This window comes from Maritimibacter alkaliphilus HTCC2654 (genome assembly GCF_000152805.1).
GTDB classification, from domain to species: domain Bacteria; phylum Pseudomonadota; class Alphaproteobacteria; order Rhodobacterales; family Rhodobacteraceae; genus Maritimibacter; species Maritimibacter alkaliphilus.
This window is the reverse complement of sequence record NZ_CH902578.1, coordinates 1,103,645-1,128,843: the sequence shown is the minus strand read 5'-3', so window position 1 is coordinate 1,128,843 and position 25,199 is coordinate 1,103,645. Positions and strand designations below refer to the sequence as shown.

General features: G+C 66.9%; 17 protein-coding genes. 16 read left to right on the top strand and 1 reads right to left on the bottom strand.

Features of this window, described 5'->3' with window-relative positions; translation table 11 throughout:
* Positions 1-86 precede the first annotated feature (86 nt).
* The 11 genes from RB2654_RS06680 to RB2654_RS06630 all read left to right on the top strand — a co-directional run bounded on the left by RB2654_RS06680 (position 87) and on the right by RB2654_RS06630 (position 20,715).
* Entirely contained in the window at positions 87-2,459 is a 2,373-nt protein-coding gene (locus tag RB2654_RS06680; RefSeq protein ID WP_008329875.1) for a glycogen/starch/alpha-glucan phosphorylase, read from the top strand.
* Between the two features lie 66 nt (positions 2,460-2,525).
* Positions 2,526-4,694 (top strand): 1,4-alpha-glucan branching protein GlgB, encoded by a 2,169-nt coding sequence (gene glgB / locus RB2654_RS06675; RefSeq protein ID WP_148912675.1) that lies wholly within the window; start codon positions 2,526-2,528, stop codon positions 4,692-4,694.
* Between the two features lie 38 nt (positions 4,695-4,732).
* Positions 4,733-5,995 carry a glucose-1-phosphate adenylyltransferase gene (gene glgC, locus RB2654_RS06670; protein ID WP_040884513.1) on the top strand — a complete coding sequence of 421 codons (1,263 nt, stop codon included), beginning with the start codon at positions 4,733-4,735 and terminating at the stop codon, positions 5,993-5,995.
* Positions 5,992-7,404 (top strand): glycogen synthase GlgA, encoded by a 1,413-nt coding sequence (gene glgA / locus RB2654_RS06665; protein WP_008329872.1) that lies wholly within the window; start codon positions 5,992-5,994, stop codon positions 7,402-7,404. Before glgC ends, glgA begins: the two co-directional genes overlap by 4 nt.
* On the top strand, positions 7,401-9,455 hold the full coding sequence (gene glgX, locus RB2654_RS06660; protein WP_008329869.1) for a glycogen debranching protein GlgX: 2,055 nt from the start codon (positions 7,401-7,403) through the stop codon (positions 9,453-9,455). The genes glgA and glgX overlap by 4 nt, the downstream gene beginning before the upstream one ends.
* A complete protein-coding gene (malQ, locus tag RB2654_RS06655; RefSeq protein WP_008329867.1) occupies positions 9,452-11,305 on the top strand; it encodes a 4-alpha-glucanotransferase in 1,854 nt (617 codons plus the stop codon). The genes glgX and malQ overlap by 4 nt, the downstream gene beginning before the upstream one ends.
* Positions 11,306-11,469: 164 nt before the next feature.
* Positions 11,470-15,777, top strand: coding sequence for a beta strand repeat-containing protein (locus RB2654_RS22310; protein WP_008329865.1), 4,308 nt, complete (start codon positions 11,470-11,472; stop codon positions 15,775-15,777).
* 154 nt (positions 15,778-15,931) lie between these two features.
* Complete coding sequence (locus RB2654_RS06640) at positions 15,932-17,650, top strand: thiamine pyrophosphate-requiring protein (protein ID WP_008329863.1); 1,719 nt, start codon at positions 15,932-15,934, stop codon at positions 17,648-17,650.
* A gap of 170 nt (positions 17,651-17,820) precedes the next feature.
* The gene (locus tag RB2654_RS06635; protein WP_008329862.1) at positions 17,821-18,612 is read left to right on the top strand and encodes an IclR family transcriptional regulator; all 792 of its coding nucleotides are present in this window, start codon (positions 17,821-17,823) and stop codon (positions 18,610-18,612) included.
* On the top strand, positions 18,593-18,715 hold the full coding sequence (locus RB2654_RS24015) for a hypothetical protein (protein WP_281292262.1): 123 nt from the start codon (positions 18,593-18,595) through the stop codon (positions 18,713-18,715). The genes RB2654_RS06635 and RB2654_RS24015 overlap by 20 nt, the downstream gene beginning before the upstream one ends.
* On the top strand, positions 18,712-20,715 hold the full coding sequence (locus RB2654_RS06630) for an acetoacetate--CoA ligase (protein ID WP_008329860.1): 2,004 nt from the start codon (positions 18,712-18,714) through the stop codon (positions 20,713-20,715). Before RB2654_RS24015 ends, RB2654_RS06630 begins: the two co-directional genes overlap by 4 nt.
* A gap of 85 nt (positions 20,716-20,800) precedes the next feature.
* Here RB2654_RS06630 and RB2654_RS06625 read toward each other — a convergent pair whose 3' ends face one another.
* The gene (locus RB2654_RS06625; protein WP_008329858.1) at positions 20,801-21,007 is read right to left on the bottom strand and encodes a cold-shock protein; all 207 of its coding nucleotides are present in this window, start codon (positions 21,005-21,007) and stop codon (positions 20,801-20,803) included.
* Positions 21,008-21,322: 315 nt separating this feature from the next.
* Between RB2654_RS06625 and RB2654_RS06620 the strand changes: the two genes are divergently transcribed.
* The 5 genes from RB2654_RS06620 (at position 21,323) to maiA (ending at position 25,177) form a co-directional block, all read left to right on the top strand.
* Positions 21,323-21,976, top strand: coding sequence for a dienelactone hydrolase family protein (locus RB2654_RS06620; RefSeq protein WP_202795870.1), 654 nt, complete (start codon positions 21,323-21,325; stop codon positions 21,974-21,976).
* Positions 21,977-22,042: 66 nt separating this feature from the next.
* Complete coding sequence (locus RB2654_RS06615; protein WP_008329853.1) at positions 22,043-22,801, top strand: LamB/YcsF family protein; 759 nt, start codon at positions 22,043-22,045, stop codon at positions 22,799-22,801.
* Positions 22,798-23,493 carry a 5-oxoprolinase subunit B family protein gene (locus tag RB2654_RS06610; RefSeq protein WP_008329852.1) on the top strand — a complete coding sequence of 232 codons (696 nt, stop codon included), beginning with the start codon at positions 22,798-22,800 and terminating at the stop codon, positions 23,491-23,493. Before RB2654_RS06615 ends, RB2654_RS06610 begins: the two co-directional genes overlap by 4 nt.
* The gene (locus tag RB2654_RS06605) at positions 23,486-24,499 is read left to right on the top strand and encodes a 5-oxoprolinase subunit C family protein (protein WP_008329850.1); all 1,014 of its coding nucleotides are present in this window, start codon (positions 23,486-23,488) and stop codon (positions 24,497-24,499) included. Before RB2654_RS06610 ends, RB2654_RS06605 begins: the two co-directional genes overlap by 8 nt.
* Before the next feature lie 60 nt (positions 24,500-24,559).
* Complete coding sequence (maiA, locus tag RB2654_RS06600) at positions 24,560-25,177, top strand: maleylacetoacetate isomerase (protein ID WP_008329848.1); 618 nt, start codon at positions 24,560-24,562, stop codon at positions 25,175-25,177.
* Positions 25,178-25,199: the final 22 nt, after the last annotated feature.

Below are 25,199 nucleotides of genomic sequence, written 5' to 3'. Positions count from 1 at the left end.
GCTTGCCATTCACGTCAGCAAGGCTTTCCTAATCGACAGAGGGCAGCGTTCTGTCCCGAGTCACGTCACGTTTTCCGAGGCCCCCCATGACGACCCCTTCCTTCCGCGAGTCCATCCTGCGTCACCTCACCTATTCCTTCGGCAAGGATCCGGATCACGCCATTCTTGAGGACTGGCGCATGGCGTTGAGCCTTGGCGTGCGCGACCGGATCGTGGACGCGTGGTTCAAATCCACCAAGCGCACCTACGAGACCGGGGCCAAGCGGGTTTATTACCTGTCGATGGAATACCTGATCGGGCGGTTGTTGGAGGACGGTCTGGTCAACCTCGAGCTTGTCGACGAGGCGCGCGAGGTTCTGGCGGAGTTCGGCTACGACTACGACACTGTTCTGGCCGACGAGCCCGACGCGGCGCTGGGCAACGGCGGTCTGGGGCGGCTCGCGGCCTGTTTCATGGAGAGCCTGTCGACCATCGGCTGCCCGGCGCATGGCTATGGCATTCGGTATGAGCATGGCCTGTTTCGCCAGAGCTTCGTGGACGGGCGGCAGATCGAACAGCCGGAACTGTGGCTCGGCCAGCGTCACGCGTGGGAATTCGAGCGGCCCGAGGTGCGCTATCGCATCGGCTTCGGCGGCCATGTCGACGTGCGCGATGGCCACTACCGCTGGCATCCGGGCGAAGAGGTCGAGGCCGAGGCCTTCGACACGCCCACCGTCGGCTGGAAAGGCCGCTGGGCCAACACCCTGCGCCTGTGGTCGGGCCGCGCGATCCACCCCTTCGACCTTGAGGCGTTCAACCACGGCGATTTCACCCGCGCCGCCGCGCCCGAGGCGCTGGCCCGCACGATCTCCCGCGTGCTCTATCCCGACGACACCACCGAGCAGGGGCGCGAGTTGCGGCTGAAGCAGGAGTATTTCCTGACCGCCTCGGCCCTGCGCGACATCCTGCGCCGGTTCTCCAACCAGTTCGACGATCTGCGCAAGCTTCCCGAAAAGGTCGCGATCCAGTTGAACGACACGCATCCGGCCATCGCCGGGCCGGAACTGATCCGCATTTTGGTGGACGAGAAAGGGTTCGACTTCGACGAGGCGATGGAGATCGCCCAAGGCTGCCTGTCCTACACCAACCACACGCTGCTGCCCGAGGCGCTGGAGGCGTGGGGCGAGCAGCTTTTCGGCCGCCTCCTGCCGCGCCACATCGGCATCATCGACCGGATCGACGCCACGCACGCTGGCCGCAACCCCAGCCGCACCCAATCCATGCGCGCCGACCAGTCGGTCAAAATGGGGCAGCTCTCCTTCGTCATGGCGCACAAGGTCAACGGGGTGTCGGCGCTGCACACCGACCTGATGAAGACCACCGTGTTTTCCGAGCTTCACGGCCTGCACCCGGACCGGATCGTGAACCAGACCAACGGGGTCACGCCGCGCCGCTGGCTTCTGTCCTGCAACCCCGGCCTTGCAGGCCTCATCACCGAGAGCATCGGCGAGGATTGGGTCGACGATCTGGAGCAGCTTTCGAAGCTGGAGCCGTTCATCGACGATGCTGGGTGGCTGGAACACTTCGACGCCGTGAAGCGCGACAACAAGGTGTGGCTGTCGAACTGGATGCGGGACACCTACGGGATGCACGCCGACCCGGACGCGCTCTTCGACGTGCAGATCAAGCGCATCCACGAATACAAGCGCCAGCACCTGAATATTCTCGAAACCATCGCGCTCTGGCAGGAGATGCGCGAGAATCCGAACGCGGACTGGACCCCGCGCCTCAAGCTTTTCGGGGGCAAGGCCGCGCCGGGGTATTTCTTCGCCAAGGACATCATTCGGCTCATCAACGACGCGGCCAGCGTCATCAACAACGACCCTTTGACCCAAGGGATGCTGAGGATTGCGTTCCTGCCGAACTACAACGTCTCGCTCGCAGAACGCATGATCCCGGCGGCGGACCTGTCCGAACAGGTCTCGACGGCGGGGAAAGAGGCATCGGGGACGGGCAACATGAAGCTGGCGCTGAACGGCGCGCCCACCATCGGCACGCTCGACGGGGCGAACGTGGAAATCCGCGAACGGGTGGGGGCGGACAACTTTTTCCTCTTCGGGATGACGGCACAGGAGGTCGAGGATCGGCGGCGCGTCGAAGGGCACGCGGGCTTGGCCATCGCGGCGGACGACCGGCTCAAAGGCGCACTCGACCTGATCCGCGACGGGCGGTTCTCGCCGGGTGAAACGGACCGCTATCGCGGCATCACCGAGAACCTCGAAGGGCCGGATTATTTCCTCGTCTGTTCGGATTTCACCGACTACTGGCGTGCGCAGCGCGAGGTGGACGTCGTGTTCCGGGACGACAAGGCGTGGGACCGGATGGCGGCGCTCAACACCGCGCGCTCCGGCTGGTTCTCGTCCGACCGGACGATCCGGGGCTACATGGCCGACATCTGGAACGCGGAAAGCCTGTTGTGAGCGGAATTTGACCGGGGTCATTGATCCATGCGGCGAAGCGGTTAGGGTCGGACTATGGGCGCTAACATGACATCCCCGACCGACGTGCAGCGTCTGCTCGACGCCGATCACGACGACCCCTTTTCGGTGCTCGGGCCACACGAAGCCGGGGACGGTCGCGTCGTGACGGCGTTCGATCCCGGTGCGGCGCGGGTGTCGGCGCTGGTCGGTGACCAGATCTTTCCACTGGACCCGGTAGAAGGCGCGCCGGGCCTGTTCCGTGGGCCGGTGGCCGGGACCGATCCCTATACCTTGCGCGGCGAAACGGATGAGGCCGCGTGGGACTGGGACGACCCCTACCGCTTCGGCCCCGTGCTGGGCGAGATCGACGAATACCTCTTGGGCGAGGGCAATCACCTCAGGCTGTGGGAGGCGCTGGGCGCCCACGTCACCGAGCATGAGGGCACCCGAGGCACGCATTTCGCGGTCTGGGCGCCGAACGCGCGGCGGGTGTCTCTGGTCGGTGACTTCAACCTTTGGGACGAGCGCCGCACGCCGATGCGAAGGCGTGGCGGAACCGGGGTGTGGGAGATTTTCGTGCCGGGTTTGGGCGACGGCGCGCTCTACCGCTACGACATCAAGGGCGCCGACGGCAGCACCCAGCCGCGCAAAGCCGATCCGGTCGGCTTCGGCTCGGAACATCCGCCTGCGAACGCCAGCGTCGTGCGCGACATCTCTGGCTACGGCTGGTCCGACGATCTGTGGATGCACACCCGCCCCGAACGCCACGACCGCCGCGCCCCGATCTCGATCTACGAGGTGCATCTGCCGTCATGGCGCCGAAAGGACGGGGGGCGCCCGATTTCCTACGTCGAGGCGGCGGACGAGCTGGTGGCTTACGTCAAGGACATGGGTTTCACCCATATCGAGCTGATGCCAGTGTCCGAATATCCCTTCGACGGCTCTTGGGGCTATCAGCCCATCGGACTGTTCGCGCCGACGATCCGCTGCGGCCTGCCGCACGAATTTCGCGATCTGGTGAATGCCGCGCACCGGGCCGGGATCGGCGTTCTGCTTGATTGGGTGCCGGGCCATTTCCCGACCGACGCGCATGGGTTGGGCCGCTTCGACGGCACGCCGCTTTATGAACACGCCGACCCGAAAGAGGGGTTCCACCACGACTGGAACACGCTCATCTACAACTACGGGCGGCGCGAGGTGTCGAACTACCTGATCGCCAACGCCTTGTATTGGTTGGAGGAATACCACGCTGACGGTCTGCGCGTGGATGCCGTCGCCTCGATGCTCTACCGCGATTACTCGCGCCCGCAGGGCGAATGGGTGCCGAACAAGGATGGGGGGCGCGAGAATTACGAAGCCATCGACATGCTGCGCCGGATGAACACGGCGACCTATGGCCACGACGCGGGCATCATGACGGTGGCCGAGGAAAGCACGGCCTATCCGGGCGTGTCGGCCCCGGTCGATGCGGGCGGGCTGGGGTTCGGGTTCAAGTGGAATATGGGCTGGATGAACGACACGCTCGAATACATCCGCAAAGACCCGATCTACCGCGCCCATCATCACCACCAGATGACCTTTGGCCTGAATTACGCCTTTTCCGAAAATTTCATTCTGCCGATCAGCCATGATGAGGTGGTGCACGGCAAAGGCTCGATGATCGGCAAGATGCCGGGGACCGGCTGGGAGAAGTTCGCGAACCTGCGCGCCTACTACGGCTTTATGTGGGGCCACCCCGGCAAGAAGCTTTTGTTCATGGGTCAGGAGATCGCGCAATGGGCCGAGTGGAACCATGACGGCGAGGTCGATTGGGCCTGTCTGGGCGATGACAACCACGCCGGGATGCAGGCGCTGGTTCGTGACCTCAACCGGCTCTACACCTCCACCCCCGCGCTTTACGCCCGCGACGCCGACCCCGAGGGGTTCCAGTGGATCGAAGGCGGGGACACGCGCAATTCGGTGTTTTCGTGGATCCGGCGGGGCGAGGCGGGCGATCCGCCCGTCGCGGTGATCTGTAATTTCACGCCGCAGGAACAGACGGGCTATCGCATCGGTTTGCCCCATACCGGCCTCTGGCGCGAGGCGCTGAACACCGATGCGGCGATCTACGGCGGGGGCAACCGGGGCAACCTTGGCGGCGTCACCGCGACCGAGGGCGCCAGCCACGGATTGCCGGCCATCGCGGAACTGACCGTGCCGCCGCTGTCGGCGGTCTATCTCGTGCACGAGGGGTAACGGCGGCCCGGCCGCCATTAGGGAGGAGAGGAAAGCCAATGCCGAACAGGAACCAGAGACTGGCCGCGCGAAGCATGGCCTTCGTCCTTGCCGGGGGGCGCGGCTCGCGCCTGCATGAACTGACGTCGAGCCGGGTGAAACCGGCGGTCTATTTCGGCGGCAAGAGCCGGATCATCGACTTCGCGCTGTCGAACGCGCTGAACTCCGGCATCCGCAAGATCGCGCTCGCCACGCAATACAAGGCACATTCGCTGATCCGCCATTGTCAGCGCGGCTGGAACTTCTTTCGCGCCGAGCGGAACGAGTTTCTCGATATTCTGCCCGCCTCGCAGCGCTATAACGAGCAGACGTGGTATCGCGGCACGGTGGATGCGGTCGCGCAGAACATCGACATCATCGATAGCTATGACGTGGACTACATCGTGATCCTTGCGGGCGACCACATCTACAAGATGGACTACGAGGTGATGATCCGGCAGCACGTCGAAACCGGGGCCGAGGTGACCGTGGGATGCCTCACCGTCGACCGGCACGAGGCGAGCGCGTTCGGCTGCATGGCGGTGGACGAGGGCGACCGGATCACGTCGTTCCTCGAAAAGCCCGCCGACCCGCCGGGGCTGCCGGGCGACCCCGACCACACGCTCGTCAGCATGGGCATCTACGTGTTCAGTTGGAAATACCTGCGCGAACGCCTGCTGGCCGATATCGAGGACGAAGGGTCGAGCCACGATTTCGGCAACGACATGATCCCCGACATCGTGCGAACCGGCCACGCGCAGGCGCACCGCTTCGGTGACAGCTGCGTGCGCGCACCGGGCGCCCCAGCCTATTGGCGCGACGTGGGCACGGTGGACGCGTTCTGGCGGGCGAACATCGACCTCACGACTTTCGACCCCGAGCTTGACCTGTGGGACACCGACTGGCCGATCTGGACCTATTCCGAGCTGACCCCGCCCGCCAAGTTCATCCATGACGAAAAGGATCGGCGCGGCTCGGCGGTGAGTTCCATGATCGCGGGGGGCTGCATCGTGTCAGGCACCGAAATTCGTGAGTCCCTCCTTTTCACCCAGTGCCACACCAATTCCTATTCCTCGCTCGAACGGGTCGTGGCGCTCCCGCGTGTCTATGTCTCGCGCCATGCGCGGCTGACCGATGTGGTGGTGAACCGGGGCGTCCATATCCCCGAGGGGCTGGTGGTGGGCGAAGACCCGGAGGAGGATGCCAAGTGGTTCCGCGTGACCCCCGGCGGCGTCACGCTCATCACGCAGGACATGCTGGACAGGCGGGCGGCGAGCCTATGACGAAGGTGCTCTCGGTCGCCTCGGAATGTGTGCCGCTGATGAAAACCGGCGGGCTGGCGGACGTTGTCGGTGCGCTGCCTGCCGCGCTTGCCGGGCAGGGCGTCGAAATGCGCGTTCTGGTGCCGGGTTATCCCAAGGTGATGGCCGCGCTGGGCAAGGCCAAGGCGGTGATGACGTGGGACGATCTGTTCGGCGGCCCGGCCAGCCTGCGGGCGGGCAAGCTGGGTGACGGGGTGCTTTACACGCTCGACGCGCCGCACCTTTTCGACCGGGAGGGCGGGCCTTACAACGACGCCACCGGCGCCGACTGGCCCGACAATCCGCAACGCTTCGCGGCCCTGTCGCTCGCGGGCGCGCGGGTGGCGGCGGAGGGGATCAAAGGGTGGTCGCCCGACGTGATCCATTGTCACGATTGGCAAGCAGGCCTCGCGCCGCTTTACCTGCGCGAAAAGGGGGCAGGCGACCGGGTGGCCAGCGTCATCACGATCCATAACATCGCGTTTCAGGGCATGGCACCGGGCGACATGGTAGGCACCCTTGGCTTGCCACCGGGCGAGTTCACGCAGGACGGGTACGAATTCTGGGGCGATATCTCGGCGCTGAAGGCCGGGCTGGTCTACGCCGACAAGATCACCACCGTTTCCCCCACCTATGCCGCCGAGATCATGACGCCGGACTATGGTGTCGGGATGGATGGGCTGTTGCAGGCACGGCAGGCCGACGTCGTGGGCATCCTGAACGGGATCGACGGCGAGGCGTGGAGCCCGCCCTTCACCAAGCCCTCGGGCAAGGCCAAGCACCGGGCCGCGCTTCGGCGCGAATTCGACCTGCCCGATTGGGATGGCCCGGTCTGCGTCGTCGTCTCGCGCCTGACCGAACAAAAGGGTCTGGACCTTCTGCTGATGGCGCTGCCCGCGCTTCTGGACAACGGCGGGCAACTGGTCTTGCTCGGCACCGGCGAGCCGGGGCTCGAGGCCGCTTACCGTGACTTCGCCGCACAGCATCCGGGCGTGGCGGTGACCATCGGGTATGACGAAGACCTCGCCCACCGGATGATCGTCGGCGGTGATGCGATCCTCGTCCCGTCGCGATTCGAACCCTGCGGGCTGACGCAGCTTTACGGTCTGCACCACGGCACGCTGCCTGTCGTGGCCCTTACGGGTGGTCTGGCCGATACCGTCATAAACGCATCGCCTGCCGGATTGGCAGCGGGGGCCGCCACGGGCATTCAATTCAACCCCGTCACCGCGCAGGCCCTTGCGCAGGCGCTGATGAAACTGGTCAATCTGTATCACGATCAACCGACCTGGACGCAGATGATGAAAAACGCGATGGCCGCCCCGGTCGACTGGGGCCATTCCGCCGCCAAATACGCGGCGCTCTATGCGGGGATGGTCAAGGCCGGATGAGCGACAGACAGGTGTATGCCGGGGACCCGACCCGGCTTGGCGCGCATGTCGTGGGGGATGGCGTCAGCTTCTCGGTGTTTTCCGAGAATGCCGAGGCGATGCATCTGTGCCTGTTCGACGCGGACGAGCGCGAGACACGGATCGCGCTGCCGGAGCGTGACGGCGACGTCTGGCACGTCCATGTGCCGGGCATCGGGGTGGGCCAGCTCTACGGCTTTCGGGCCGAGGGTCCGTTCGACCCGAAAGCCGGGCATCGGTTCAACCCCGCGAAACTGCTGATCGACCCTTACGCGCGCCAATTGACAGGCCAGCCCGACTGGAACGACGCGCTGTTCGGCGGGGCCGAGGCACCCGACGACCGTGACAGTGCGCCGTTCGCCGCCAAAAGCATCGTCGCCGACCCGACCTTCGACTGGGGCGGGGGCCATGCGCCCGCCACGCCGCTCGATCAGACGGTGATCTACGAGGCGCATGTCAAAGGGTTCACGCAGCTCATGCCGGGGGTGGATGCGCCGGGGAGCTTTGCCGCCATGGCCTCGGCCCCCGCGCTCGACCATCTGGTGAAGCTGGGCGTGACGGCGGTGGAGCTTCTGCCGGTCCAGGCCTTTCTCAACGACCGGTTCCTCGTCGAAAAGGGGCTGGTGAACTACTGGGGCTATCAGACCGTCGGCTTCTTCGCCCCCGCGCCGCGTTACCTGTCCACAGGCCGGATCGACGAGTTTCAACAGATGGTCGCGTGCTTCCACGCCGCCGGGATCGAGGTCATCCTCGACGTGGTCTACAACCACACCGGCGAGGGCGACGAACTTGGGCCGACGCTCGGTTTCCGCGGGCTCGACAACGCGAGCTACTATCGCCTCGCTGAAGACCCGAGCCAGTATGTGAACGACACCGGCACCGGAAACACGCTCAACCTCGAACATCCCATGGTTCTGCGCATGGTGCTGGACAGCTTGCGCTATTGGGCGGGCACCATGGGGGTGGACGGGTTCCGGTTCGACCTGTGCTCGACACTCGGGCGCACGGCGGAGGGGTTCGACCGGAACGCCGCGTTCTTCAAGGCGCTCAGACAAGACCCGTTGCTCGCCACGAAAAAGCTGATCGCCGAGCCGTGGGACATCGGGCCGGGGGGCTATCAGCTTGGCGCCTATCCGCCGCCCTTCGCCGAATGGAACGACCAATATCGCGACGGCGTGCGCCGGTTCTGGCGCGGCGATCTGGGGCACGTGCCGGTGCTTGCGGACAAGATCACCGGGTCGGCGGGCCAGTTCGACCATTCCGGTCGGGCCGCCACGTCCTCGGTCAACCTGCTGACCGCGCATGACGGCTTCACGCTGACGGACGTGGTGAGCTACGCCGAAAAGCACAACGAGGCCAACGGGGAAGACAACCGCGACGGGCATGGCGAGAACCATTCCGACAACATGGGGATCGAAGGACCGACCAAGGACAAGCAGATCCTCGCGGCGCGGGCGCTGAGGCGGCGCAACATGATGGCGACGCTGCTTCTGTCGCAGGGCACGCCGATGATCCTTGGCGGTGACGAGATCGGGCACAGCCAGAACGGCAACAACAACGCCTACGCGCAGGACAACGACGTGACGTGGATCGACTGGGCACGCGCGGACGAGGCGTTTCGCGCCTTCACCGCGCGCCTCATCGGGTTCCGCAAGCGCCACCCGATCCTGCGCCAGAAACGGTTCCTGCACTCGGTGCCGCGCAAGGTCGACGGGGTGATCGACCTGTTCTGGTGGCGTCCGGACGGGCAGGAAATGACACGCTCCGACTGGACCAACGGTCACAACCAGACGCTGTGCGCCGAGTTGCGTATCGCCTCCGGCACGCCGTCCTACGCGCAGCGCGAGGATGCGATCTACCTTGCCTTCAACGCGGGCGATGCGGTCGCGCTGCAACTGCCCGCCTGCCCGGGCGGCTTCCATTGGGTGCGCCACATCGACACTGCGCAGCCGCTGGCCGAACCCAAGGCGGTGTCCGGCGCTTACGATCTGGCCGAGACCGCCGTGGCCGCGCTGTGCATGGAGCGGATATGAGCACGCTCGACGACCGCGCCGCGCGGGCGGGCATCCTGAGCGAATACCGCGACCTGTTCGGGGTCTGGCGCGAAACGTCGGCGGAGACCAAGGCGGCTTTGCTGGCCGCGCTGGGCCTGAGCGAAACCGACCCGCCGGAGCCGGAGCGCGCCTTGCCGCGCTGGCATATCTGCGAGCCGGGCGACGCCCCCGAGCTGACAGCGCCCCCGTGGTCCATCGCCTACGAGGACGGCACCGAGGGTGAGGGGCAGGGGCCGTTGCCGCCATTGCCACTTGGACGGCATCGGCTGGCGGCGGGCGGCGCGGTTTGCTGGCTGCTCGTCGCGCCCGCGCGGCTTCCGCTTCCGGCGCGCAGTTGGGGCCTGATGGTCCCGCTGGCCGGGCTCAGGCCCGCGACCGTCGGCGGGATCGGGGGCTACGGCGACCTTGCCCGCATGGCCGAAGGGGCCGCCCGGCAGGGGGCCTCCTTTCTCGGGATCAACCCGATCCACGCGGGCTTCCCCGCCGATCCGGGCGCGTTCAGCCCCTATACACCGTCGCACCGCCGCCGCTTCGCCTCGGTCTACCTCGACACCGACGGGGCGCCGGGGGGCGATCTGATCGATTTCGGGGCCGAAACCCCGGCGCGCATGGCTGCGCTCGAAGTCCGGTTCGCGGCCGAGGGCGACGATCCGGCATTTGCGGCGTGGCGGGCCGAACAGGGCGCCGGGCTTGACCGTTTCGCGACGTATCAGGCGCTGTCCGAACGCTTCGGCGCCTATTGGGATACGTGGCCGGTGGCCTATCAGACCCCGGACGATCCCAAGGTCGCGCAGGCCGCGCGCGAGATGGCGGATCGCGTCGATTTCCACGCTTGGCTTCAGTTTCAGGCCGAGACCGCGCTGGGTGCCGCGCGTGACCGGGCGGCGGGCGCGGGCATGGCGCTGGGCCTCTACCTCGACCTAGCTGTTGGCACGCATCCTCACGGGGCCGAAACGTGGGAGGACCGGGACACCTTCGCCTTCGGGGCCAGCCTTGGCGCACCGCCCGACGCCTTCGCGCCGCAGGGCCAGAACTGGCAACTGGCGCCTTTCAACCCCGTGAAGCTGATCGACACCGGGTTCGAGGCGCTTGCCGCCACCCTGCGCCAGCAATTGCGGTTCGCGGGTGCGCTCAGGATCGACCACATCCTCGGGTTCGAGCGTGCCTATCTGGTGCCGGATGGCCTTCCGGGGGCCTATGTTCAGATGCCCCGCGACGCGATGCTCGCCGTCGCCCGGATCGAGGCCGCGCGGGCCGGGGCGGTGATCGTGGGCGAAGACCTTGGCGTCATCCCGGACGGGCTGCAACAGGCATTGCAAGACAGCGGCATTCTAGGCTGTCGCCTTGCCTGTTTCGAACATCGCGAAGATCCTCCGGTGTTCAAACGGCCCGAGAACTATGATGAATCGGTTATCGCGAGCTTTACGACCCACGACCTGCCGACGTGGAAGGGCTGGCGCGAAGGGCGCGAGATTTCGGTGCGGCGCGACATTGGCCTGACCCCGCCCGAGCACGCGCAGGGCATGTTCGACTGGCGTGGGCGCGAAGTGTCGGGGTTCGACTGGCTGTCGGGCCAGTTCCGGGGTGACGCGCCCCCGGAAAGCGCCGAGGCGATGTGGTCGGTTCTGGCCGCCACGCGGTCCCGGCTGGTGTCGGTGCAGGTCGAGGACGTGCTCGGCCTGTCGGCCCAGCCCAACCTGCCCGGAACCGTAACGGAATACCCGAACTGGCGGCAACGCCTGCCCGCCGGACCGGACGAGATCGCGGCGAGCGAGGGCCTGACTTCGGCGGCCCGGATCATGGGCGACGCGGGCCGGACAGGCACCTGAGCGGCGCGGCGCACCGCCGCCCGCACCCTCGGCAGGCCGAAACAGGGTTGCCGGATCGGATTTTCCCCCTAGAAATAAGTGAGTTTCGACTTTCGATATTGTGCCGCCCACCGCGCGCGGCGTTTCGGATTGCTTAGAATGTATTGGTTCGGGGGGACCTCATTATGTCTGCACGTGTTATCGACCTTTCCTTTCTGACCACGGCGCAGGGCGTCATCATTCAGGGCGACGCGGCGGAAGACCAAGCCGGCTACAGCGTGTCCAACGCAGGTGACGTGAACGGCGACGGATATGACGACGTGATCGTCGGGGCCCCTTACGGCGACAATGGCGGCGGGAATTCAGGCGAAGCCTATGTGATCTTCGGTAAGGCGAACGGGCTTGCAAACATCGATCTGACGAGCCTGACCCTGACCGATGGGTTCATCATTCAGGGCGACACCGGCGGGGACAATGCGGGGCAGAGCGTGTCCGGCGCGGGCGACGTCAACGGCGACGGCATCGACGATCTGATCGTCGGCGCTCCCGGCGGCGACGACGGCGGCGGGCAGGCGGGCGAGGCCTATGTGATTTTCGGCAAGTCGAGCGGGATCGCGAATATCGACCTGTCGAGCCTGACCCTGACCGACGGGTTCATCATTCAGGGTGACGTGGCGAACGATCAGGCCGGTCACAGCGTTGCTGCGGCTGGCGACGTGAACGGTGACGGGATCGACGATGTGATCGTCGGCGCCTATGGGAGCGACGACGGAGGCAGCAACGCAGGCGAGGCCTATGTCATCTTCGGCAAGTCGAGCGGGATCACGAACATCGACCTGTCGACCCTGACGCTGACCGACGGGTTCGCCATTCAGGGTCGTGCAGCGTCCGACTCCGCGGGGTGGAGCGTCTCTTCCGCAGGCGACGTGAATGGCGACGGCATCGACGACGTCGTGATCGGCGCGTTGAACGGCGACATCGGCGGGATCAACGCGGGCGAGGCCTATGTGATTTTCGGCAAGTCGAGCGGGATCGCGAATATCGACCTCGCATGCCTGTCCCTGTCCGACGGGTTCCTGATCCACGGGGACAACGCAGGCGATCAGGCCGGTATCAGCGTTTCGGGCGCAGGCGATGTGAACGGCGATGGCTACGACGACGTGATCGTCGGCGCCTTCTTCGGCGACGACGGTGGCCCCAACGCGGGCGAAGCCTATGTGATTTTCGGCAAGTCGGGCGGTTTTTCGCATATCGACCTGACGGGCCTGTCCCCGTCCGTCGGAATCATCATTCAGGGTGACGCATCGACCGACTTCGCGGGCTACAGCGTGTCTGCCGCAGGTGATGTGAACGGTGACGGCATCGACGACGTCATCGTCGGCGCCTACTCCGGGGACGACGGTGGCGTCCACTCGGGCGAGGCGTATGTCGTCTTCGGCAAGGCGAGCGGGATCAGTCATATAGACCTGTCGACCCTGACGGCGGCGGACGGTTTCATCATTCAGGGTGATGCGGCCGGGGACGGCGCGGGACACGGCGTCTCGGGCGCGGGCGACGTGAACGGCGACGGGTTCGACGATGTGATCGTCGGGGCGCTTTGGGGCGCAGACGGCGGCACGGATGCAGGCGAGGCCTACGTCATCTACGGCGGCTCTGCGACCGGCTTCGCGTCCGAGGTCGACATGTCCAGCCTTGCTCCGCCCTACGGGGTCAGCATCCTCAACAGCGGTGCTGCGTCTTCGGTCTATCTGGGGCGCGCGGTGTCGGGCATCGGAGACGTGAATGGCGACGGGATCGACGACGTCATCGTGGCCGAACCCTACTCCACCAACGGCCTGTCGCAGAACGGCGCGGCCTATGTCATCTTCGGCAAGGCGGGCGGCTTCTCGGGTGACATCGACGTCGACGGGCTGACGGCGACCGACGGCTTCAAGCTGATCGGCGAGGGGGCTTTCGACCGCCTCGGCGACTACGCCTCGGCCACGGGCGCGGGCGACGTGAACGGCGACGGCATCGACGATTTCGTGATCGGCGCGCGGTTGTGGGACGAAGACGGTGCCTCGTCCGCCGAGGGCGCGGGATACGTCATCTACGGCAAGACCTCGGGCCACGGGACCATCGACCTCGATACGCTAACGCAGACGGACGGTTTCGCGATCTACGGCAACGACATTTCCGGCGCTTTCGCGTCGGACGTCGCCGGGGCGGGTGACTTCAACGGCGACGGCATCGACGATGTGATGTTCGCCTCGCCCAACCTGCCCGGTCCCGATGGCGCGAACCAGGGCAAGACCTACGTGGTCTTCGGTGTGGCCGGCACGCGCGCTAACACCGATGTCGCAAGCCTCGCGCCCGGCAGCTTCATCGAGATTACGGGCGACGCCGCCATCGATTACTCGGGCCACGGTGTCGCCCATGCGGGCGACGTGAACGGCGACGGGATCGACGACATCATCATCGGCGCGCTCGGGGCGAACGGCGCTCAGAATGACTCCGGCGCGGCTTACGTCATCTTCGGCAAGTCGTCGGGTCTGGCCGACATCGACCTTGGAAGCCTCTCCTCGTCGGACGGGTTCAAGATCAATGGTGAGTTCTCCGGCGATCAGTTCGGCTTCGACGTCGCGGGCGGAGGCGACGTGAACGGCGACGGGCTGGACGACGTGGTGGTAGGCGCGCGCTACAACGACGAGAACGGCACGTTCTCGGGCGCGGCCTACATCGTCTATGGTCGCTCCACGCCCGTTTCGACCATCGCGGCGGGCAGCCTGACCGCGAGCGAGGGGTTCATCGTCTATGGCGGGGCGACGCAGGACTATGCGGGTCTGGCGATCGCGATCGTGGGCGACATGAACGGCGACGGGCTTTCCGAAGTCCTCGTCACCGCACATGGTCAGGACGACTCCGCCGTGGGCGCAGGCGCGGCTTATGTGATCTACGGGTCGACGACCGGGCCCGGCACGGTCAATCTCGACGATCTCTCTCCTGCCGTTGGTTTCGCGATGAACGGTGAATACGGCGGCGACAATTTCGGCATCGCGGCGGCGGCGGCCAGTGACGTGAACGGGGACGGGCTTGCCGATATCATGATCGGCGCCAACCTGAACGACGACATCGCGGCCAGTTCCGGCAAGGCGTATATCGTCTACGGTCGCGGCCCCTCGTCGCCGGTCGACCGCAGTGGATCGGCCGATCCGAACACGCTTTTGGGCAGCCCGTTCGGCGACATCCTGAACGGCCTCGGCGGCGAGGACGATCTTCAGGGGGGCGATGGGGACGACACGCTCGATGGTGGGGATGACGACGACCGGGTGCTGGGGGGCACGGGTTCGGACACGCTTAGGGGCGGGGCCGGGCGCGACTGGGTTCGGGGTGGCGATGACGGCGACATGATCGAGGGCGGGGATGACCGCGACTGGCTGTTCGGTGACGACGGCGACGACGACCTCGACGGGGGCGAGGGCGCGGACCGGCTCGAGGGCGGGGCTGGCTCGGATGACCTCGACGGCGGCCTCGGGGGTGCGGATCTGGCGGTCTACAAGAAGTCCGCCACCGGCGTGACCGTCGATCTCGGCGCAGGCACCGGCACGGGCGGCGATGCGCAGGGCGACACACTCACCGGCATCGAACGGGTGATGGGGTCTGACCACGGCGACACGCTCACCGGCGACGCGAACGCCAACCTGCTCATCGGGCGCGGCGGCGACGACGTGCTGACGGGCCTTGGCGGGCGCGACAAGCTGCGCGGCGACGCGGGTCAAGACGAGATCTACGGCGGCGACGAGCGCGACGTGCTGGAGGGCGGCGCCGACGACGACATCCTCGACGGCGGCGACGGCGACGACCGGCTCACGGGCGGCGCGGGGGGCGACGACATCGATGGCGGCGCGGGCGAGGACACGGCGCTCTACACCGGGTCGGGGTCGGGGGTGACGATCAGCCTCGCGGCGGGCTCGGCCTCGGGCGGCGACGCGACGGGCGACACGCTGACGGGCATCGAGCACCTGACGGGCTCGGACCACGCCGACACGCTGCGCGGCGACAACGGGGCCAACACCCTGAACGGGCGCGGCGGCGCGGACATCCTGTTCGGCTTCGAGGGCAACGACCGGCTGATCGGCGGCGACGGCGACGACACGCTCCTGAACGGGGCCGAGGGGCGCGACGTCCTGATCGGCGGCGGCGGGCGCGATTTCATGATCGGCGGGGCGGACGCGGACCGGTTCGTCTTCCGCGAGGGCGACACCGGGACCGGCGCGGCCGCCGACCGGATCGACGATTTCGAGGCCGGGGTGGACCGCATCATCCTGCGCTCCATCGACGCCGACACGACCGCGGGCGGCGATCAGGCGTTCACCTTCGGCGGCACGCTGACGCTGAGCCAGTCGGGCGGCGACACCATCGTCGCGCTCGACACCGACGGCGACACGGTGGCGGATGCGGAAATCCACCTCACCGGGCTACTCACGCTAACGGCAGGGGATTTCGTGCTGTAGGGGGCGATAGGCTCTCCCGCGCTGCCGAACAGCCCGAAACGCCGGACCCGTCACAGCACCCGGCATCCACGGGGCGACCATCCCTTGACGCGCCCACGGTGCAAAATCACAGTGCGCCGGCGGTCTCGCATCAGGCGAGGCAAAGGGAGGACGCATGAAAGGCGAGACGCCGGGGGATAGCCCGATCACCGCAGGTGGGGCGATTTTCACCAAACTGAAAGCACTCGGCGTCAGCCACGTGTTCACCAATGCCGGCACCGATTTTCCGCCGATCATCGAAGGACTTGTCGAGGCGCAGCGGCGCGGGTTGGACCTGCCGCTGCCCGTCACGGTCCCGCATGAACATGCCGCCGTGTCGATGGCGCACGGGTTCTATCAGGTGTCGGGGCGCGCGCAGGCGGTGATGCTGCACACGAACGTCGGCCTGTCGAACGGCGCGACCGCGATCATCAACGCGTGGTGCGACCATATCCCGATGATCGTCATGTCGGGCCGCACGCCGACCACCGAACGGGGGCGGTTCGGGGCGCGCACGGTTCCCATCGGCTGGGGGCAGGAGATGTTCGATCAGGAGGCGCTGATCCGCGAGGCGACCAAATGGCAATACGAAATCCGCTTTCCCGAACAGGTGCCCGAGCTTCTGGATCGCGCCTGGGCGATCGCGAATTCCGGACCGAAGGGGCCGGTCTACCTGAGCCTCCCGCGTGAAGTGCTGTGCGAACCTTGCCCGGCAGAGGGGATTTCGGCCCCGCCGCGCATGACTCCGGTGACGACCGCACCCCATGGCGATGCGGTCGCGCGGGCGGCGAGGGCGCTCGCCCAAGCGGACAACCCGGTCATCATCGCGCAGCGCGGGGCGGGGGGTGCCGATGGGTTCGCCGCCCTGACCCGGTTCGTCGAGGATCACGCGATCCCGCTGGTCCATTATTGGCCGAACCAGATCGCCATTCCCATGGGCCACCCGATGCAGGTCGGGGCGGACCCATCGCCGTGGCTGGCCGACGCGGACGTCGTGCTGGCGCTGGACTGCCTCGCGCCGTGGATGCCCGATGGCGTCACGTTGCGCGACGATGCCACGATCATTCAGGCCGCGCCCGACCCGCTGTTCGGGCGCACGCCGGTGCGCAACTTCCCGGCGGACATCACGCTCGCCGGCCCCGTTGGCGCGACCCTTGCCGCACTGATCCCGGCGGTCGGTGCCGAGCCGCGCGACGAAACCCGGATCGCCACGCGGCGGGCGCAGGTGACGGCGGCGAGCGAAACGTCGCGTACGGCGGTCATCGCCCGCGCCGAGGCGGGGGCGAGCGCGCCCATGACGAAAGACTGGGTCAGTCTGTGTCTGGGCCGTGCGCTCAAGGGTCGGCGCGCGAGCGTGTTTCACGAGCTTGGCTGCCCGCTCCAGCCGCTCGACCTCGACCAGCCCGACAGCTATTTTCAGGAACCATTCTCCGGCGGCCTCGGCTGGGGGATGCCCGCTGCGATCGGGGCCAAGATGGCCGACCCGGATCGGCTGGTGGTCGCGACCGTGGGTGACGGTAGCTACATGTTCGCCAACCCCACCGCCTGTCATTTCGTGGCCGAGGCGCAGAACGTCCCGGTGATCGTGCTCGTGCTCAACAACGAGGAATGGGCGGCGGTGCGATACTCGGTTCAGGGGCTCTACCCCGAGGGCGAAAGCAAGACCGCGAACGAGGTGCCGCTGACCTCGTTGCGCCCCAGCCCCGATTTCGCCAAGGTGGCCGAGGCGAGCCGGGCCTATACCGAGACGGTCACCGACGGGCGCGATCTGCCCGCCGCGCTCGAACGGGCGATCCGTGTCGCGGAGAAGGAACAGCGTCAGGTGCTGCTCAACATCGCGATTGCGCGGGGGTAGTCCGGACCGGATGCCCATTCCGACGCCGCAGCCATGCACGCCGGAAAATCAGGAAACGTGCTTTGCGGGACGGGGCGCCCAAGTTAACACTGGGTCACTAGTGGAGCAAAGCAGGCGTGCAGCGCACGGGTTTCGCGCGGCAAAGGCACGGCAATGGTGTGGGTGACGGCATGAAAGACGGCAATCAGGACGGAACTCAGGCGATCCGGCGCGCGGCGGCGATCCTGAAGCAGATCGCGCATGTGTCTGGCGACGCGCCCAAAAACCTGCGCACGATTTCCGAAGCCGTGGGTCTGCCCCGCTCGACCACGCACCGCATCCTGAAAAGCCTCACCGACACCGGGCTGGCCGCCTACAACGCCGACACCCGCCGTTACGAGGTGGGGATGCTCAGCTACGAACTCGGCCTCGCCGTCAGCGACCGCGTGCTGGGCCTCGCCCCGTGGACGGCCTGCGTCGACCGCGTGGCCGAACGCGCGAACGTGACCACCTACCTGATGCGCCGCTCGGGGTTCGAGGCGGTGTGCATCCACAAGGCCGAGGGCCGCACCGTGATCCGCGTGATCCCGGTCGAAGTGGGGCAGCGGCGCTATCTGGGCGTCGGGGCGGGGGCCACCGCGCTTCTCGCCGGGCTGCCGGACGCGACCGCCGAACGGGTGATCGCGGCCATCGCACCGGAATTCGACGCCTTCGAAAGCCTGAGCGCCGACAGCGTGCGCGACGCGATGGAACGCGCCCGGCGCACGGGCTTTGCGGAAAGCCGGGGACAGGCCTATTCGTCGATCTACGGGCTCGGGCGCGGGGTCAAGGCGTTCTCGGCGGAACCCGATCTTGCCATTTCCATCGCCGTCCATGCGCAGGACGTGGACGACGCCCGGATCGCCGCGTGGAAACGGATCATCGACGATGAAATCGCGGCCACGCAGGGCGCGCGCCATCGGGGTGACGACACGCCTGAATAACCGCGCGGCGTTCAAGGCGGTTGAACCTGCGGCGCGCGTGCATATCGTGCTCACCATGATCGAACAGGTCGACCCCGACACGTTAACGGAGCAGATGGCATGAGTACGGTGAGCGAAGGACAGGAACTCTGGACGGCCAGCCCGGAGCGTCGGGCACGGGCCGAGCTGACCCGGTTCCTTGCATGGCTCGCGGGCGAGCGCGACGTGTCGCTCGCCGGATATCGGGAATTGCAGGTCTGGTCCGTCGAAGACCCGGCGGGCTTCTGGCGCGCGGTCTGGGATTATTTCGACGTGATCCACGAGGGCGAGATCGAGCAGGTGCTGACCGACGACCCGATGCCGCGCACGCGCTGGTTTACCGGAACCCGGCTGAACTATGCCGAGAACATCCTGCGCCACGAAACCTCGGGCGACCCGGAGCGCCCGATGATGATGCACTGTGCCGAGACGCGGCCGGACATCGCTGCGATAAGCTGGGCCGAGGTCGCGGGACAAGTGCGCAAACTGGCGACCCGGATGCGCGAGATGGGGATCGAGCCGGGCGACCGTGTGGTGGCTTATATGCCGAACATACCCGAGACCTTCATCGCCATGCTGGCGACCACTGCCATCGGCGGCATCTGGTCCTCGGCCGCGCCGGAGTTCGGCGCTCAGACCGTGATCGACAGGTTCAGCCAGATCGAACCCAAGCTGGTCTTTGCGGTGACCGGCTACCGCTACGGCGGCAAGGATTACGACCGCTCGGGCGAACTGGCGGGCATCCTCGCGGCCCTGCCGACGGCCGAGCGGCTGGTCCTGCTCGACTACCTGCCCGGCGCCGGGCGGCCCGTCTTCGCGGGCGAGACGCTGGACTGGGCCGAACTGTTCACCGGCCCGGACGTGGCGCGCGCGGATTTCGCCTTTACCCGCGTCCCGTCCGATCATCCGCTTTGGGTTCTGTTCTCTTCCGGCACGACGGGGCTGCCGAAGCCGATCACGCACGGGCACCACGGCATCGTCGTCGAACACCTGAAAAAGGCTTCCTTCCAACTCGATATGCACAAGGACTCGGTCTATTTCTGCTATTCGACGACGGGTTGGATGGTGTGGAACACCCTGATGGCCGGGCCGATGCTCGACGGCAAAGTGGTTCTTTACGACGGGCATCCGGCCCATCCGGACGCCCGGCTGATGTGGCGCATCATGGCCGAAACCGGCGTCACCACCTTCGGCGTGTCGCCCACTTTCATGCAGATGGTGCGCGGGGCGGGCATTCGTCCGGGGGAAGAGTTCGACCTGTCCGCGCTGGAAACCATCCTGCTGACCGGCTCGCCCGCGACACCGGAGATTCTGGCCTGGACGCACGAGGCGGTGAAACGCGATCTTTACGCCACCTCGCAATCGGGCGGCACCGAAGTGTGCTCCGGCATCCTCGGCGGGTCGAGCCTGCTGCCGGCCTATGCCGGCGAGATTCAGGCCCCTGCGCTGGGGTGCGATGCGGTCGCCTTCGACGAGGCGGGGCAGCCGGTCGTGGGCGAGGTGGGCGAACTGGTCATCCGGCAGCCCATGCCCTCGATGCCGCTCTTTCTGTGGGGCGACGTAGGGTTCGCGCGCTACACCGACAGCTATTTCGACGTCTATCCCGGCATCTGGCGTCACGGCGACCGGGTGCGGTTCAACGAACGCGGCGGCTCTTACGTTCTTGGCCGCTCGGACGCGACGCTCAACCGCTTCGGCGTGCGCATCGGGTCGGCCGAGATCTACCGGACGATGGAAACCTTCGACGAGATCGCGGACAGCCTGATCGTGTGCATCGAGGAAAAGGATGGGGGCTATTACATGCCGCTGTTCGTCCAGATGGCGAACGGCAGCCTCTCCGATGCCTTGAAGGCCGAGATCGCGCGCCGCCTGCGCAGCGAACGGTCGCCGCGCCATGTGCCGGACGAAATCGTCGAGGTGCCGGAGATTCCGACCACGCTCACGGGCAAGAAGATGGAGGTTCCGGTGCGCCGGATGCTTCTGGGCGAGAACCCGGAAAAGGTCGCGTCGAAAGATGCGACCCGGAACCCGGCGGCACTCGACTGGTTCGCGACCTTCGCGCAGTCGCGGCTGGCCGACGCGTGACCCTGAAACGAAAATCGCGCCCCGATTTGGGGCGCGACGTTTTCTCATGCGCCGTGCGGATACCCGCGCGGCATCTCGCAACAGCTCAGAGCAGTTCGAGGTTCGCAGCGGATTCGCGACCGTCGCGGCCCGCCTGAAGCTCGTACGACACCTTCTGGTTGTCGGCGAGGCCGGTGAGGCCCGAACGCTCGACAGCCGAGATGTGGACGAAAACGTCCTTGCCGCCTTCCGACGGTTCGATGAAGCCGAAGCCTTTGGTTGCGTTGAACCATTTCACGGTGCCAGTGGCCATTCCGTAGTCTCCTTTAGTAGTCTGCCCGCAGGATGCGGCAGGTCGGCGTAGTAGTCTGGATCGAGGGAAGTAACGCCGGTGTGGTCGGAGACTTGGTCGAAAAAGATAACGTCTGCGCCACGTCCATATCAGGCAATCACGAAATCGCCAATGCAATTCGGTGTGAAGTGGTCAGGCAATCGCCGGGACCAGCCGCAAAGGCCATTCGCGCGCCCGTGCTCCGGTGCTCGATCTGGTAGGTGCATGGCACGCGCTCTCTCGATCATCCCGCGCGGCGCTGTTATCAACGTCCCAGACAGCGGAGGACGCGATATGATGACCCGACTTCAGGCGAACGATGGCCACGGTTTCGAGTGCTGGATCGAACCGGCACAGGGCGAACGGCGCGGCGGGATCGTCGTCATTCAGGAAATTTTCGGGCTGACCGACCAGTTGAAGGGCGTCGCGCGCCTGTATGCCGCCGAAGGGTATGAGGTGGCGATTCCCGCGCTTTTCGACCGTCAGGAACGCGGCGCGGTCATCGCGTTCGACGATCCGGGGCGGGGGCGTGACCTGATGGCAAAGGCCGATCTGGACCAGACCATGATGGACATCGGCGCGACCGTCGAGGCGCTCACGGCCAAAGGGGGCAAGGTCGGCGTGATCGGGTTCTGCTGGGGCGGCGGCCTTGCGCTCAGATCCGCCCAGACGCTCGACATCGCGGGCGGCGTGGCGTTCTACGGCACGCGGATGCCCAGCTACCTCGACCGGCCTCTGAAAGCTCCGATGCTCGCGCATTTCGGCACGCAGGACGATCATACACCGCCCGAAGGCATCGCGGAGGTGAAAGCATATCTGCCCGAGATCGAAACGCATATGTACGAGGCCGGGCATGCTTTCGCCAACGACCAGCGTCCAAGCTACGTGGCCGATGCCGCGACGCTGGCCCATGATCGGACGAAAGCGTTCTTCGCCACCCATATCGGCTAGGCGCGGCATATTCCAATTCCCGCCCGTGGGTGATTGACTGGGCCTTAGATCAGACAAGGGGTGACGATGCGGATCGACCTCAACGCCGACCTTGGCGAAAGCTTCGGCCCGTGGGTCATGGGCCATGACGACGAGATGCTCGCGCTGGTGACCAGCGCCAACGTCGCCTGCGGCGGGCACGCGGGCGACCCCGAGACCATGTTCGCCACCCTGAAACGCGCCGCCGAGCTGGGTGTCACGGTCGGCGCGCATCCGGGCTATGCCGACCGCGAAGGGTTCGGCCGGCGTGTGATCCCGATGGCGCCGGGCGAGGTGACCCGGATGGTCACCGCCCAGATCGGCGCGCTCGTCGGCATGGCGGGGCTGGCAGGCACGAAGGTGGCTTACGTCAAACCCCACGGTGCGCTCGCCAATCTCGCGGGCCGAGACGAAGAGGTGGCCGAGGCGATCGCGGATGCCGTCGCGTCCTTCGATCCGGCGCTCGCGATCCTCGCCATTTCCGGCACGAAGCTGGAGCAGGTGGCGAAGGCGCGGCGTATGGCGGTCTATTCCGAGGTCTTCGCGGACCGCGCCTATCAGTCCGACGGGCAACTGGTGCCGCGCGGCACACCGGGGGCGGTTCTGCACGATGCGGGCGAGGCGGCGGATCGGCTCGTCGGGTTCCTCGAAACGGGCCGGATGCCGGTGCTGGGCGGTGGCGACGTGGCGTTGGAAGCTCATTCGATTTGCGTGCACGGCGATAACCCGGCGGCGGTCGAAACGGCGCGCAACATTCGCGACGCTCTGTCCGCGAAAGGCATCACGCTGGCCCCGTTTCTGGCGTGAGCGGCTGGCCGCGATATCGCGCCGTGGCCGATCACGCGCTGCTCGTCAGTTTCGGGACCGAGATCGGTGACGAGATGAGCGCGCAAGTCCTCGCGCTCGATGCGGGATTGGCGCAATTCACCCCCGCCGGGGTGATCGAATGGGTGCCCGCGCTGGTCAATCTGCTGGTGGATTTCGACCCGGAGGCGACCGATCACCGCACGGTTCAGGGCGAGATAGAACGTATGCTTGCCAATCCGGTCCGAACGGATCAGCAAGGACAGGAACGCATCATCGAGATTTGCTATGACGCTGCCTTCGCCCCGGATCTGGAAGCGGTGGCCGATGCGGCCGGGATGACGACCGAAGAGGTGATCCGCACGCATCGCGACGCGGCCTTTCGGGTCCGAATGTACGGGTTTGCGCCGGGCTATGCCTATATGTCCGGCGTGCCGGAGGCGATCCGCGTTCCGCGCAAGTCGGCGGCCCTGCGCGACGTCCCGGCGGGCAGCGTCATCATCGCGGGGCCACAATGCCTCGTGACCACGCTCACCATGCCGACCGGCTGGTCGATCATCGGGCGGTCGCCGACGCCCATCCTGCGCTCGGATGCCGAAGACCCGTTCCTGTTCGACGTGGGCGACCACGTCCGGTTCGCCCGGATCGACCGGGACACCTACGAGGCGCGGATGGCGGAGCGGGGCGATGGCTGACGCGGTGCTCACCGTCACCTACACCGGGCCGCAGGTCAGCTTTCAGGACGGCGGGCGGCGCGGCTGGATGCGCTTCGGCGTGCCCGCGTCCGGGCCGATGGACCGCTTCGCCCATGCCGCCGCCAACCGCGCGTTGGGCCGGCCAGCCGGGGCCACCGCCATCGAGGTGTCGATGGGCGGCCTGTCCCTGACTTGCGAGAGCGGCACCGTCAGCTTCGCTGTCTGCGGCGGGGGCTTCACGCTCGACCATGCCGGGGCGCGCGTCGAGGGCTGGGTGGTGCGCACCCTGTCGGCGGGCGAAAGCTTGACGATCCGTGCGGGCAAGTGGGGCAGCTGGTGCTATCTCGCCTTCGCGGGCGAGGTCGACGCGCAGGCTTGGCTCGGCGCCACCGCGACCCACGCGATCTCGCAGTTCGGCGGCGGGGCGCTGACAACGGGTCAAAGGATCACCCTGCGCAATGCCGAGGCGACCCCGTCACGAGAAGGCCCGTTGCCCGCGCCACCCCTGCCGGACCCGAACGCGCGCCAGCCGGTCGTGCCCGGCCCGCAGGAGGACCGGTTCGCGCCGGGCGCGTTGGACACCCTGACCCGCGAACCCTTCACCGTGACCCCCGCCTATGACCGAATGGGGATGCGGCTGGACGGCCCCGAACTGCCCCTCGCCGACGCCCTGTCGATCCCGTCCGAGCCGACCCTGCGCGGCTCGATCCAAGTGGCGGGCGACGGGGTGGCGACCGTGCTCCTCGCCGATCACCAGACGACCGGGGGTTATCCGAAGATCGCGACACTGGTTTCGACGGCGACCGATGCGCTGGTGCAGGCGCGGGCGGGCGACAAGGTGCGGTTCGTCGCCGTATCGCCGGACGAGGCCATCATGCGCGCCCGGCGTGACCTTGCGACGCGGCAGGCCTGGCTCGACGAGATCGCCGTGCCGCGCGGAAGCTTGGAAGACCGGCTGATGCGGGCCAACCTCATCAGCGGGGTTCATCACGGCGGCGACGAGTGATCCGGTGGACCTAGCCCGCCCGCCCACCTATCAAGAACGAAACAGGACAGGGAGGCCGGAATGGTCACGTTGCATGATTACTGGCGGTCGTCGGCAAGCTACCGGCTGCGGATCGCGATGGGCCTTGCCGGTATGGAATGGGAGGCGGCGACCGTCGACCTTCAGGCGGGCGCACAGACATCCGAGGCGCATATGAGCCGCAATCCGCAGGGGCTGGTCCCGGTGCTGGAGATCGACGGGCACAGCTTTACCCAATCGCTGTCGATCCTCGAATATCTGGATGAGACCCGCGATCTGGGACTGCTGCCGAAAGACCCGGCAGGCCGTCAGGCGGTGCGCGCCCTGTCCTATGCCATCGCGATGGAGATCCACCCGGTCTGCAACCTGCGCGTGGCAAAACACGCGGTGGCGGCGTCGGGGGGCGCGATCACCATGCAGGGCTGGATGCAGGCCTTCATCGGGCCGGGGCTTGCCGCGTTCGAGGCGATGCTGGACGGGGGTGATTTCTGTTACGGCGACGGGGTGACCATGGCCGACATCTGCCTCGTGCCTCAGCTTTACAACGCCCGGCGCTGGGAGGTCGATCTGGAGCCTCTGCCGAAGATCCGGCATATCTCGGACAAGCTGGACGAAATCCCCGCCTTCGCCGCCGCCCACCCGGACCTCGCGCCGCACTGAGGGCGTGAGCAGACGGTGCGGG